A 12,810-nucleotide genomic window follows, 5' to 3' on the forward strand; every position below is an offset into this window, starting at 1 on the left:
TAATTTTGGTTCTTGGCAGCGGCTGGTATGGCCGAGGTCGCTGGTATTGATCAATGCATCGGACAGCCGCACAGTTCAGCATTGGGCTGATAACCCCGTGTAGAATAAAAGCGAAGATCTCACTGCGGCCATCCATCAACCGGACAAGGTTCGGCATGGCAAAAATTGGAACCAAGAATAAAACGCAACGGGCTGCCGAAGCGGCAGTTGAAGGCTTTCGGCAAGATCTTGGCCCATTCGTCGTGGCGGCTGAAACAACACGTATGGCGATGTTGTTTACAGACTCTACACAACCCGGCAACCCCATCATATTTGCCAACGATGCGTTTCTCGAGTTGACCGGATACGCGCGAGAAGAGGTGCTCGGCCAGAATTTCAACTTCTTGATGTCGCACGGCACTGACGGTGATGCACTAGCTCGCCTCGACGCTGCATTTTCGAGCGCCTCGAGAGGTGGTTCTGAGATCTGCTATCGCCGCAAGGATGGCAGCGAGTTCTGGTCGGCCATCCAGATCAACCCCGTGCGTGACCACAGCGGTAGTGTGGTCCAGCATTTCGCATCTTTCGTCGACCTTACCTACCACAAGCAGGAGCAGTCTCAGTCACGGATGCTTATCGAGGAACTGAACCATCGCGTGAAAAATACTCTCGCTACGGTTCAGTCGATTGTATGGCAGGCGTTGCGGAACAACTCCGATCCCGCGGTGATCAGGGACGCCATTGAGTCACGCCTCTTTGCTCTTTCTCGATCGCACGATTTGTTAACCCGCAAAAACTGGGAAGGTGTGAGACTCTGCGATCTGATCAAGAATGCCTTGGAGGCGTTCGGGGTTGCGAATGGAAGGTCTGAGCACTTTGCCATCGCTGGCAAGGATATCCGCGTTTCGCCAAGGATCGCTCTGGCGCTGGGCGTCGCGTTCCATGAACTCGCGACCAATGCCGTAAAATATGGGGCATTTTCCAATGCTGCCGGGGCAGTACAGATTTCTTGGACAATTGAGCCGTTGCCGAATGGCAAGGAGATTCGCCTGTGCTGGGAGGAAAAGGGTGGGCCTACCGTAACGTTACCGTCCCGGAAAGGGTTCGGTTCGCGTGTAATTGAACATGGCCTGGCTCACGAGTTGGATGGCACGGTAGTCCTCGACTATCGGACAGCTGGCCTAATCTGCAGGATCAACTTTCCTCTAACCAGCGGTGCTTATGATGGATAGATTGCTTTCCGGCAAACGGGCACTCGTAGTAGAGGATGAGATGTTAATACTCATGATGATCGAGGACATGCTGCGCGATCTCGGCTGTGAATCGGTTAAGGCCGCAGCCACAGTAAGTCAGGCCTTAGCCCTACTTGAAACTCAAAACTTTGACGTTGCGACGCTGGATATGAATCTGGAGGGTAATGATAGTTATTTGGTGGCTGAAGCGCTGCGAACACGAGGTGTCCCGTTTGTCTTCGCGACAGGCTACGGCAGCCCCAAAATCAGGGATGGCTTCAGCGACCGACCTGTTTTGAAAAAGCCGTTCATGGACAGGGAATTGGGCGAGGCTCTTGCGCGTATACTGGCCCCCCAGACCGAAGTGAATTCGGGCCGAATCATCGGCGTCTAATCGGAAGATGATCCATAAACGTTTCGCTGTATCCGTTGCGGCTAGACTGCAAGAGACGGAGCCTCAGACATGACCGTCCCCCGGCGGGCTTGTTCTGTCAGGGGAATGCACCGGAGAACGGTCAAGTAGGCATTGACACTGGCATTCGCCATAAGGGCGCGGGGGGCACCAGTGTCTTAGCATCATCATAACTCCCCATGAGCAATATGGTTCCAACGGTGTTAGTTCTTGCAGGGTCCAGCGCCATGTCGGCTACGCGGTTAGCCCTAGCCGAGTGGCATTATAGTCTGGGGTTCCTCTGCAGGATCAGGATCTTCCCGGTATGCACCGCCTGTTCGCCAGGACAGTGTCAAAAGCATTCAACACCTCGCTCGTGCTGAAACCCGCCTCGGTTAACTTGTCCGTTGTAAGGGCTATCATGCTGTCGAGCTATTCCTCGAGCTCGGTGTCGCGATCCGGGTCATTTATCGATCGAACTTTCATCATCTGCCTCCTTCAATACAGAAGCGCTTTTCACAGCTGCGCATTAAACGGACGACAGCTACCGAGGTTCCGCAAAAAGCGCGGAGCTAAAACCGCTTGGCTCGGTTGTGCCAAAGGTGCTTGGAAGAGGTTGTCAGTCGAACAGAGCCGAGCGGATTCTCAGGGAAAACTGCCATGATCACTAGCGCTGAATTCGATGCGCTCATCACGCCAAAGCCCGACGTACCCCGTGCCGAAACGCAAAAGGGTTTTCGGCTAATCGCCGACAACGAAAAAGCTGTGCGAGATGCGAAAACTCGACGTTTGCGAAACGCAGAAGATCGACGCCCATCCGCGCTGACTGGTAACGCCGGTCGGCGTTCCTAGGATCACTGCACGCCGCAGAAGCGCGAAAGAGTCGAACACCGGCCCGAGTGCGAGACATTGCTATTGCGGCCGTGACAAATCAGGACTTCGGGAACAAATCGGGGATTGATGCACTTATCCTTCACCGGCCCAGTTCGGCCGGAACATAAGATTGTATGGAAGGATTGAGACAATGAAAAAACTGATCGCGACGACAGCCATTTCCATCCTGCTGGCAGGTGGTGCAGCTTACGGCGCCTCAGTCGCCCCCCTCACCACTTACCAGTACAGCGCGACCGATATACGCGCATCTCAGTTGATTGGGCAAACCGTATACGCGGCCGAAACTCCGGTTGATCTGAACATGCCCCTCAACGACCCCGACAAGAACTGGGCAAATATCGGCGAGATTAACGATGTCGTGTTGGGAAGTGACCAGTCCATTCGGGCAGCGGTCATCGGAGTCGGCGGCTTCCTTGGCATGGGCGAAAAAGACGTTGCGGTGTCCATACGCGATGTGAAGTTCATCAAAGATGGCGACTCACCGGAAAGCTACTTCCTCGTCGTAAACGCGACCAAGGATGCACTCGATAATGCCCCCGCCTATGTCTTGCCAACTGATCCGAACACCACGGCCGCCACTATCCCCGATAGCGGGGTGCAGGCCACAATCGATGAAAACCGCACGAAGCTTATTCGGCCAGACGTGATGCGTGAGGGTTATCAGACAGCCCAAATGACGGAAGTGACGGCCGACAAGCTAACCGGCGCACGCGTATATGGCGCTAAGGACGAGGACGTTGGCGAAATCAATCGTCTGGTCATGGCCGACAATGGGCAGGTGCAGTTGGTGGTGCTCGATATCGGCGGCTTCCTCGGCATTGGCGAGCATGAAATTGCGGTGACCCCCGATGAGCTCACTATTGTGCGAAACAAGGAAGGCGATGATTTCCGGGTCTACATCGATGCCAACAAAGATGCGCTGAAAGCCCAGCCGGATTATAAGCCTATCCAGTAGCAAAGCGACCCAAACGTCGAGTGAGGGCGGCTTCCCAGCCGCTCTTGCTTTTCCCGGCAGATTCTTTTCGTGCTGAGACTGAATTCGACACGATTGCAAGGAGCGAGACAATGGACCGCCCGACACGCCTGATTTTGTGGAACCAGCTGGAACTTCTCAAGACACACAATCCGGGCAACGTAGCCGATTTGCAAGCACAACAAGAGATTTTGGCCTCCGGGGACACCTCCCGGTATTCCGAATTGTTTCATATGTTTAGTGATGAGGAGGCATCCGCTGAAATGCAAAAGGAGGTCTACGACGTCCTGGAGATGTTTCGCGCGCTGGGAAGCGCAAAGCAAAATGGATGGACGCCATCCAATGAGAAGGCATCCAAGTTCGAGGGCTTCGATGCCAACAACGATCCGCATTTTGCGTTCGCGCAATACCTCATTGATCGATGCAGGCTCTACCCGGAATCGGCTCCCAACAGGAATTCGCACAGCATAAGTACACTATCAAGCTATCGACGCATGCTGAGGATTTGGCGGAAAGCTGGGAACAAATATGAACTGAGCGAAGCCGAAGCCGAGGCGATCATTCACGCCTAGTAGCCGGATTGCAGTAGGGAGTCGATGACGTGAAGGCTGACAAAGCCGATCGCTCAATTTTTGCTATGCGAGAAAGGGCACAGCCTCAGAAGGCCGAAACTGTCTTAGCACCAGCGACGAGCACAATCTGCGACAATGGCAGTGATCATCGATGGGTATGACCAACAACGGACAGCGGTTCATCTGACCTCAATTCGCAGCCGCCTCCAGCCAACGCAGCACGCAAATTTCATCCTCGTTCATCCAATCGAGCAGGCGGGTACTTCTTGTTTTTCCCATACGAATCAACGCCGGGAGCCGTCCCGCTTCGAATTCCTCAAAGACTTTGGGATGAATGTAGGAAGACCGACACACAGACCGGGTGTTGACGAGCTTCGCCGCCACGGCGTCTACTACGGCATTGATTTGCCGCGCACGGTCCCGTTTGCTCGCCGCGGCTTCGATTTCCGCAAGCGAGAAGGCCGCCATACATGTCGCGCCCCAAGTGCGGAACTGCCGAGAAGTGAAGTCGCTGCCGGACGCAGTCCGGATATACTCGTTGACATCCTGCGACTTGATCTGATGATGAGCGCCGTCCTCATCCAGATACTGGAAGAGGTTCTGACCGGGCAGCTCCTGGATTCGCTTGATCGCGCCTGCAAGCCTCCGGTCGGTATGCGACACCCGCCACTCTTTGCCGGATTTGCCCTTGAAACGGAAATGCATCACTGAACCTTCGATCTTCAAATGCCTGTTTCGCAGCGTCGTCAGACCGAACGACCCATTGGCGGCTGCATACGTAGAATTGCCCACGCGGATATATAAGTTGTCGAGAAGATGCACGACGGTTGCTAACGCCTTTTCATAAGTCGGCATTCTGGACCTCAGATCGTTGTCTACCCGCTCCCTTATCTCAGGAAGTCTCTCCGCGAATTGCACGAGCTTCTCGAATTTCGCTCGTCCGCGCTCTGATGACCAATCGGGATGGTACCGATACTGCTTCCTGCCACGAGCATCGACCCCGACCGCCTGTAAATGCGAGTTCGGGTTCGACGAAATCACGACATCCGAGTAGGCTGGCGGAACGGCCAAGGCCGCAAAACGCTTAAGTTCGGCCGGATCCGTGATGCGGCGGCCGTCGGCGGCGTAATAGAGAAAACCCCGCTTACCGAGCCTGCGGCTCACGCCACCCTCAAGTGAAGACACGTAAACAAGCCCGGAGCCGCCTAACAATGCGCTACTGCTTGAGTACATCTTATCCATTTCGGAAACTAACTGAACCATGCCGGTTAAACTGCGATGCAAACGTTCTGTTCCCTTCTCCTAACATCCCGGATGTCCGGAACACAGCAGAAATGGGTCTGGATCGCCGGGAACGGACTGAAGGCATCAGTCAAAAGGAAAAGCCGACCACGGCGGACTGAAGCCTGCCGGGCTCTTCATTCTCAAACTGCCGGCGTGACCAGCGGGCCGGCTCCTCCTGACGCAAGGCGTTGGCAGCTATCAACCCGTGAAAAGCGCGCGCAACCGCGCAAAGAGGCTGGTTCGCCCGCCTAATATCTCGCGAACGCGTCGCGCTGCATCGGCGCCACTAACGGTGTTGCCGAAATGGCAAAAACACACAATCCGATGCAGTTGCTCATCGTTGATTATCCCACCGCGCGAAGACGCCTGAGGGCAGGCGCGCATTCCAACCGGCACTGTCAAATTTCGATGCGCGGATATTGACGGACGACTGCGCGGACCCTAAATTTAATCGGTCTGTTTCTTTCACCAGAATTGGTGAGGCTGTCGCGGAAGTTCCTGCCTGTTGCGTTGCTAAATGCGCATTGAGCCTGAGGGCCGTGGGACCCCGCAAGTCAATTTCAATGAGGCAGCGGCCGAGAGCAGTTTCGCTCTCTAACTCGAGCGGCGACAAGTATTTGCAGCTCAGATGTTCGATCCTAACCGCCCCTATGACTTCACGGTCGTTCGCTGCGGAAGGCTGGCACTGAGATCGCCATTTTAGGTTTATCGGAACACGAAGCGGTCAAAAGTAAGCGGTGGGCAGCGCTTCATCAGGAGGTGTGGCATGCCTGTATATTTTTTCAACATGCGCGACGGCAAACACGTAACTAGGGACCCCGCCGGAGTTGAACTGGAGAATGACAATGAAGCACGCATGGCAGGGTTGGCGGCAGCTCGACGATACCTTGCGGATGGCTTGCTCCTTGACAACGCGCTTTATGGGAAAGCATTCGAGGTTTCGGATTGCCATGGCACAACCGTTGTGACGATTTCCTTCATTGAAGCGCGGCAAAGTGACTGCTGGACAGTTGCAGAACTCTCGAGTCTGCCCGTACGATCTGGTTATCGGAATGTCTCCGAAACTCTTTGGACAGTCGTTCCTTCGATTCATCGAGGTAAAGTGTAGCGCAGCAGCCGGACCTGACACTCCGTGCCCATGGCCTTGCCCATCTTCGTGTCAATCATCTTGCCCGGATCAGCAGCGTAAGTTGACACGGCTGTAACTCATTCACACTTGGCACCTAGGCGTCCTGATGGCCTACTGCGGCGTTGCTTCGCGTCCTGTCATCTCGTTTATGCTGATGGTGAAATAGATCGGCGCTTGTTGCATGTGCTCGGTGTTGGAAATCGCTTCGAACCCCCCTTGTTCCCACCAATCGTTGTAAACCTTGAGTATTTCCCAGGCTTGCTGTCGTTCCGCTTTTTGCGTGAGTTCGGTGAATGTGCCCGATATAATCACAGATTTCCATCGCCGATTTTGATGGAAACGCTCGATCTCCAGACAAACATTCGGGTTGGTTCGCATGTAGTCGATCTTCTGTCCTGCCATGGAAAAGCTGAAGAACTGGCTCTCTGCAAAAATATAGTAGATGGGAACTATATATGGCTGATTGTCTCTGCTGCACCCCAATCGGGCCAGTCTCTCTCTGGCGATGAGCGCACGGCATTCTCGTGTTGGCATCTCTCGAATTAACATTGCAACAACACCACAAAGCAGTCGTCTTCCCGCTATGCGCTTTGCAACAAGTAGGAACAGGCGAGCGTGTCAATGTTTACTGGTGGCGAGATTATGCGCTGCACCAGATTCGAATACAAGCTCAGTCAAGTGCCTTGCTAGTCCAGTTCAAGAGGCGCATGGTTGGTTGTCGGCAGCAATTGAAGCGGGCGCTGCTTTTATAGGGATACCAGCCCTAGCCCCAACAAAGGAGGACGGCATGTCTTCCGACAATCGCCATGAGTTCCTAACGTCTACCGATTTGCAGATGCTCGAACGTGTCCTAAAGCGGGCCGGGTTTCGAGGGACGGAGGCGACGGTTGATCCTAATAAAATGGGAAAGGCTGCGCGTTTTCTTATCGACCATTTTCGGAACGGCAACGACTCCGAGGATTCGTTGACTGATGTGCTTGAAAAACGCGGATTCGAAACAGGCTCGGGTAAGCATCGGACCCCGAAGCAGGAAAAATCCGAGGCAATTGATCGGTGGGTCGACGAGGGTGGCTCCTAGTTGCAAGGACCCTACATTTCCCGCTTCGACTGCGGGGAAATCCTTGGTTCCAGCAACGCTATTATGCTGAAAATTTGCAGCAAGCTTGTTTCGAATGGAACCAAACCCTGCGTCAAACGTTACTTCATACCGGAGTAATCACGAACAGCGCACCGCGCAAAATACCGCGATGGAGATGACCAGACTACTCCCAGGAGAGTCAACATGGATATCACCACGCTTCTCATCATAGTTCTCATAATCTTGCTGCTCGGCGGCGGCGGCTGGTTCGGCCGAGGTCGCTGGTATTGATCAATGCCTCGCATAGCGAGGAACCCTGTACAATGCTGGCCGAGTAACCCCGGCCAGCATATAAGATCCCCATCCTCCCGAATGAAATTGCGCCTCGGCAGAAAGTACAACTAAAGCCTGCGCATCACGCTGCGCCGACAACTTTGGCACTATTTTTTAGGAACGATCCTCCTTCGAATGAGTTTGGAACATAGATCCATGTGATCGAACGAGAGGAAACATCATGAACCCGATGGTATTTGCCGCCGCACTCTTCAGTGCGATCTCCCCGCACGCTTTTGCGCAGACGAACTCTGACAGCGAGACTCCGGCGATTGCGACACCCGATTCCAAGAACGCCAACGCCCCAGTTGAAGGCAAGAACAGTTTTACCGAAGCTCAGGCCACGAAGCGTTTCGCCGCCGCCGGGTATTCTGCAGTTGGTGCGCTATCGCTCGATGACAAAGGCGTTTGGCATGGAATGGCCATGAAGGATGGAAAGTCCGTCCGCGTCGGGCTCGATTACCAGGGCAATGTCGTCGCTCAATAATCTCAAGCAGACAAGAGGAACACGCTATGAAAACCGTTACTGGACTTTTTGACTCTTACGATGACGCAAGCACTGCGGTGATTGCGCTCGAAAATGCAGGCATCTACGCCAAAGACATCAGCATTGTTTCGAACAACGCAGACGGTCGACACGAGCACGCGTCGAACGCTGCGGAAGGTGCCAGCGCCGGTGCTGGACTTGGTGTCCTTGCAGGCGGGGTAAGCGGTCTTCTCGCCGGCCTTGGCATGCTGGCAATTCCGGGCGTAGGCCCAGTCGTCGCAGCTGGTTGGCTTGCGGCCACTGCGGCAGGTGCGGCTGCTGGTGCGGCGGTGGGTGGCGCGGCTGGTGGGATCATCGGCGCCCTGACTGACTCCGGTGTGTCCGAGACCGACGCGCATGTCTATGCTGAAGGCGTTCGTAGGGGCGGCACACTTGTGACCGCAAAGGTCGATGAAAGTCGCGCCGCAGATGCGGAGACGATTCTGAGCGGATCCAACGGTGTCGATCCTGCGTCCCGCCGCCAAGCTTATGAGCAAAGCGGCTGGACAGGTTTTGATCCCAAGCTGGGTCCTTATACGGCTGATGAAATCAAGCGCGAACGCGAGCGAAATCTGTACCCCATTGGCTAAGGAATACGAGCACGCTGAAAGCAAAGGAGAATTGAGTTGGAAAAGCTAGCACAACTATTCGAGCACACCCTCCGGGACGTGTACTATGCCGAGAATGCGATTGTGAAGGCATTGCCAGAGGTCGCGAAGGCTGTGAAAAATTCTCAGCTGAAGCAGACAGTCGAGAGCCATCTGGAGGAGACCAAGGGGCAGATTGCAACGCTCAATAAAGTCTTCGCAACAATTGATAAGAAGCCGGAAGGCACAAAATGCGACGCAATCGAAGGCCTCATCAAGGAAGCCGATGGACTTATGAAAGAAGCCAAGGGCCCAGCGCTCGACGCCGGTTTGCTTGCCGCAGCTCAAGCTGTCGAGCATTACGAGATCGCTCGTTACGGTTCTCTGCGTGAATGGGCCAAGGTTCTCGGAAATGAGAAGGCGCATGTTCTACTGACTGAAATCCTCGATCAGGAGAAGGCGGCGAATGCAAAATTGACGACACTTGCTGTCACGGTCGTAAACAAGTAACGATATAGCCACCGGATGAGCCGCTCACCAGACAAAGAGCTGCTCATCCAACGATCCTTTTCAAACGAAGTGCGCATCCGGCAGTAACGGGTGCCTGCCCTAGCGTCAGGGGCTTGTCCAACCCCTCAAATCCCGAGCTTCGCGGCCCCGGTTCCAGAACTAATATGCAACGGCACCAAGCAGGAAGCCGCCATCTTCGCGCGGCCGAAACAAGTGCAAAGGCTTTAAAGGACAATCTGCTGATCTACCTGATCGGCCTAGCGCTTGATGAAGCACTCACCAGTCGGAAATCATGAACAGCTTCACACTGCCAGCTTCACCAACATGTCATCCGGCAATGGCCGCTGCAGTGCCGCAATGCAAGCAATAATTGATTTCTCTGCGCTTGTTGCAATTTAGACTTTAATCTCGTTGTAATCGTGCTGAATGTGGAACATGGTGCGTTTTGTCGGTAGCCAATTGTTCTGGCACGGCCTTGAGGGGTGCCAGGGATCCTGTCTCGACAGACTAGCGGCGCTTGACCGAACGCTGGGGCGGGTGGGCATGCACAATTACGTCGTCCTTGCCAAGCAAGTCATTCCCATGGATATCGCGCACTATCTGATCGCCTGCTGAATTCGCCTCCAACAGAAACTGATGGGATCTTTTTATGGATTCGTTCCTCTATCGCGGCATCAAGCTGACGGCGACCAAATCGATTGCCGGCAAGACTGCCTGCAATCGCAGTGCCTCTCGTGACCACTCGACACCTCGAACCGTCATTTCAATGATACTTGCGCTGCCGGTTGTGTGGTTGCAGCCGCGGCCGTAATGTTTCTCGCACTCATCCGTATCTCCGCCTCGCTCGCTGGAAACGATATGCGGTCCACCAATCCGGCGACATGAGGATGTTAGAATGCACTTTGAACTGAAGCCTATGATTGCAGCGAACGCTGCAGTATTGATCTTGGGACTCTGCGCGATAGCGATTTCCGATAAGCTCGTCACCACAAGCGTGACTGTCTCGCACGATCCTCCAGTTCAGCCTTGCTTGCGACCTAGTTGTGGCGCATGGTCGATTGTCGGCAGCAATTGAAGCGGGCGCTGCTTTTATAGGGTTGAAAACCTTAGCCCCAAGCGAAAAGGAGGACGAAATGTCTTCCGTCGTGAATCAACAACATCTCACATCAATGAATCTTAAAATGCTCGGAAGCGTACTCGATACGGCGGGTATCTTTGATATCGACACCAAGTGGCATCTCGAAAGGCGAATGCGGTTCGGCCGTGTTCTCGTCGGCGCGTTTCAGGATGGAGTTACCTCCGAAGCAGAACTTGCTAGCAACCTACTGGGAGAATTCGAGGTCCTGCATGCATCGTGTATTCCCAACAGCAAGAGCCCAGCTAACGAAGGTGATTTGGCCCGTTGGGAGAATGAGGGCGGCAGCCTTCGTTGTGCAGCCACGCGAGGTTCGTATCTATTTGGCAAGAGGATAGAACGAGACGGTACGTGGACGATCCACCACGTCTTTTCGGGGGTCCCGGCACAGTACGGGACTTGGAACATGCAAGGCCTGACCGAGCAGGTGGCAAAGCGTGCTTTGCGAACGATCAACACACCGTCAATCAGTGGAGAACATTAATGTCCAAGGAAAAGAACAAAGGAAGCAAGGAAGCCCGAAAGCCGAAAGCGGCAAAGCCTGCAAAGCAGCCGCCTGTTTCGACTTTCGTCAAACCCGTACCTTCGTATAAAAAATCCACCTCGAACTCATCGTGAGCTATCATGTCCGACCGCACCACAGAGACACAGATCACCTTTAGCCACCCGTTTCAGCTTTCTCCACTGGTTAAGCCACTTGCGCCTGGCACCTATCGCATCATCACAGACGAGGAGGTAATTCCGGGTATCCCTTTCATCGCCTATCGACGCTCATCGACGATGCTACATATCCCGGCGATAGGCGTCTTGGGAAACACTGAGCAGTATATCAGCGTCGATCCAAAAGAACTGGAGGCGGTGCGATTGAAAGACGTGGAAACACACTAGCCGAGATCGGTCGTTATCCCCATGACCTTTCAGCTCCCCACAACAACAGCCACAGTCAAGTCCGCGATTTCCACGATCGTACTTTTGGCATGCTTCGCTTTGGTCGCCTACATGCTGATGGGCCATCCAGGGGTCTGATGCCCAACTGTGAAAGCGGCCTTCATCAACTGGACGCGGCATGCCTCAAACCAAGCAAACCGCGTCCGAGGAAATTAGCAGAGCTGACCAACGAAAGCCCGGATATCGTCAGCAAGGAGTTTCGGAACTTCGAGGCTTGGGAAATGCCCCCCTCGTTCCATCACTGTCCATTGACGGATATCAAGCCACCGCTCGCCCCAGGCTTGGGGTGCCGGTAGGATGTCCTTTGGGAAAATCGCAACAGCCACAGGTGCCCCCTGTTTAGGTGGCGGTGACATTGCGCCGATGTCGCCGAATGCCTCACGGTAGAGCCATTGAGACGATCCAATGGTTTGTGTGGCCCAATAGATAGTCAGGATCGTGCAGATAACGTCGAGCGAAACCTTGCTCTCGTCGGTCCAGGCTTGGAACTTCTCTGCGATCCACGAGGCCAGCCCAGCAGGTGAATCGTTGAGCGCGGCGGCAATGGTGTGGGGTTTCGTGGCGTGTAGCATAGCGTATGCGCCTTCGAGCATGCGCCATTGCGATGCGGCTTCCAGGAAGGCGTGCTCTTCTGCCGTCGGGTCTGAGGGAGTGGGATATCCCGAAAAGACGTTCACCATGTGGACGCCAATGACACGAGCGCCATGATTGGCACGTAACCGCTCCACCACACCCGCTCCCATGTCGCTTCCGTGAGCAACAAACCGCTCGTATCCCAACCGACGCATGAGTTCGGCCCAGAGGCTAGCGATATGTGTGATGTTTGTTCCCGGCACTGAAGGTTTGTCCGAGAAGCCGTACCCAGGCAGTGAGGGAATGACGACGTCGAATGACCAGCCGTTCCGCTCTTCCGTCAGAAGCGGAATGAGCGGCAGGAATTCAACGAAGCAACTCGGCCAACCATTGGTAAGAATGATCGGCACTCTGCGCTCACCCTTTCCGCGAATGTGGAGGAAGTGTATCCCAGTGCCATCGATGTCGGTGCTATAGGAGGGGAAGGCGTTCAGTTGCTTCTCTGCCAAGCGCCAGTCGAACTGACGCCAATGGCCAAGCAGAGTCTTCAGTTCGGATTGCGGGATGCCCGCGGCCCAGGTCACGTCATCAAATCCATCGGAGAAGCGGGTCTCGTCTATTCTTCGGTGCAGATCAGAGATGATAGCGTCGGAGATATTGATCCTG

The 12,810-nt window shown here is 54.5% G+C and carries 17 protein-coding genes; 14 read left to right on the plus strand and 3 right to left on the minus strand.

Annotated elements, in window-relative coordinates:
- Positions 1-155 precede the first annotated feature (155 nt).
- From JJB09_RS26110 to JJB09_RS26125, 4 genes are all read left to right on the plus strand, one after another.
- A complete protein-coding gene (locus tag JJB09_RS26110; protein ID WP_201664030.1) occupies positions 156-1,211 on the plus strand; it encodes an HWE histidine kinase domain-containing protein in 1,056 nt (351 codons plus the stop codon).
- Entirely contained in the window at positions 1,204-1,605 is a 402-nt protein-coding gene (locus JJB09_RS26115; protein WP_201664031.1) for a response regulator, read from the plus strand. Before JJB09_RS26110 ends, JJB09_RS26115 begins: the two co-directional genes overlap by 8 nt.
- A 1,021-nt stretch (positions 1,606-2,626) precedes the next feature.
- Positions 2,627-3,451: a PRC-barrel domain-containing protein gene (locus tag JJB09_RS26120; protein ID WP_201663103.1), complete on the plus strand. Its 825-nt coding sequence runs from the start codon at positions 2,627-2,629 to the stop codon at positions 3,449-3,451.
- A gap of 110 nt (positions 3,452-3,561) precedes the next feature.
- Positions 3,562-4,041, plus strand: a complete 480-nt coding sequence (locus JJB09_RS26125) for a YfbU family protein (protein WP_201664032.1) — start codon at positions 3,562-3,564, stop codon at positions 4,039-4,041.
- Between the two features lie 189 nt (positions 4,042-4,230).
- On the opposite strand, the gene JJB09_RS26130 is transcribed toward JJB09_RS26125, so the two are convergent.
- On the minus strand, positions 4,231-5,274 hold the full coding sequence (locus tag JJB09_RS26130; protein WP_425523773.1) for a DNA topoisomerase IB: 1,044 nt from the start codon (positions 5,272-5,274) through the stop codon (positions 4,231-4,233).
- 817 nt (positions 5,275-6,091) lie between these two features.
- Between JJB09_RS26130 and JJB09_RS26135 the strand changes: the two genes are divergently transcribed.
- The gene (locus tag JJB09_RS26135) at positions 6,092-6,433 is read left to right on the plus strand and encodes a DUF6894 family protein (protein ID WP_201664034.1); all 342 of its coding nucleotides are present in this window, start codon (positions 6,092-6,094) and stop codon (positions 6,431-6,433) included.
- 132 nt (positions 6,434-6,565) lie between these two features.
- Here the strand turns inward: JJB09_RS26135 and JJB09_RS26140 are convergent, their stop codons facing one another.
- Positions 6,566-7,003, minus strand: a complete 438-nt coding sequence (locus JJB09_RS26140) for a pyridoxamine 5'-phosphate oxidase family protein (RefSeq protein WP_201664035.1) — start codon at positions 7,001-7,003, stop codon at positions 6,566-6,568.
- A gap of 238 nt (positions 7,004-7,241) precedes the next feature.
- On the opposite strand from JJB09_RS26140, the gene JJB09_RS26145 reads away from it, so the two are divergent.
- The 9 genes from JJB09_RS26145 to JJB09_RS26180 all read left to right on the plus strand — a co-directional run bounded on the left by JJB09_RS26145 (position 7,242) and on the right by JJB09_RS26180 (position 11,511).
- On the plus strand, positions 7,242-7,532 hold the full coding sequence (locus tag JJB09_RS26145; RefSeq protein ID WP_201664036.1) for a hypothetical protein: 291 nt from the start codon (positions 7,242-7,244) through the stop codon (positions 7,530-7,532).
- A 514-nt stretch (positions 7,533-8,046) separates the two neighbouring features.
- Positions 8,047-8,352 carry a PepSY domain-containing protein gene (locus tag JJB09_RS26150; RefSeq protein ID WP_201664037.1) on the plus strand — a complete coding sequence of 102 codons (306 nt, stop codon included), beginning with the start codon at positions 8,047-8,049 and terminating at the stop codon, positions 8,350-8,352.
- 26 nt (positions 8,353-8,378) lie between these two features.
- Positions 8,379-8,981 carry a hypothetical protein gene (locus JJB09_RS26155; RefSeq protein ID WP_201664038.1) on the plus strand — a complete coding sequence of 201 codons (603 nt, stop codon included), beginning with the start codon at positions 8,379-8,381 and terminating at the stop codon, positions 8,979-8,981.
- 36 nt (positions 8,982-9,017) lie between these two features.
- Positions 9,018-9,488, plus strand: coding sequence for a ferritin-like domain-containing protein (locus tag JJB09_RS26160; protein ID WP_201664039.1), 471 nt, complete (start codon positions 9,018-9,020; stop codon positions 9,486-9,488).
- 435 nt (positions 9,489-9,923) lie between these two features.
- Positions 9,924-10,103 (plus strand): hypothetical protein, encoded by a 180-nt coding sequence (locus JJB09_RS26165; protein WP_201664040.1) that lies wholly within the window; start codon positions 9,924-9,926, stop codon positions 10,101-10,103.
- 34 nt (positions 10,104-10,137) lie between these two features.
- Positions 10,138-10,299 carry a hypothetical protein gene (locus tag JJB09_RS26170; protein WP_201664041.1) on the plus strand — a complete coding sequence of 54 codons (162 nt, stop codon included), beginning with the start codon at positions 10,138-10,140 and terminating at the stop codon, positions 10,297-10,299.
- 322 nt (positions 10,300-10,621) lie between these two features.
- Positions 10,622-11,107 (plus strand): hypothetical protein, encoded by a 486-nt coding sequence (locus JJB09_RS26175; protein ID WP_201664042.1) that lies wholly within the window; start codon positions 10,622-10,624, stop codon positions 11,105-11,107.
- Positions 11,107-11,241, plus strand: a complete 135-nt coding sequence (locus JJB09_RS27015) for a hypothetical protein (protein WP_281431868.1) — start codon at positions 11,107-11,109, stop codon at positions 11,239-11,241. Before JJB09_RS26175 ends, JJB09_RS27015 begins: the two co-directional genes overlap by 1 nt.
- A gap of 6 nt (positions 11,242-11,247) precedes the next feature.
- Complete coding sequence (locus tag JJB09_RS26180) at positions 11,248-11,511, plus strand: hypothetical protein (protein WP_201664043.1); 264 nt, start codon at positions 11,248-11,250, stop codon at positions 11,509-11,511.
- Positions 11,512-11,723: 212 nt separating this feature from the next.
- Here the strand turns inward: JJB09_RS26180 and JJB09_RS26185 are convergent.
- Positions 11,724-12,810: epoxide hydrolase family protein (locus JJB09_RS26185; protein WP_201664044.1), on the minus strand; the 1,087-nt coding region annotated here is incomplete at its 5' end.

Origin of the sequence: Phytoamicus setariae, from assembly GCF_016722925.1 — a bacterium.
Lineage (GTDB): Bacteria > Pseudomonadota > Alphaproteobacteria > Rhizobiales > Rhizobiaceae > Rhizobium_E > Rhizobium_E setariae.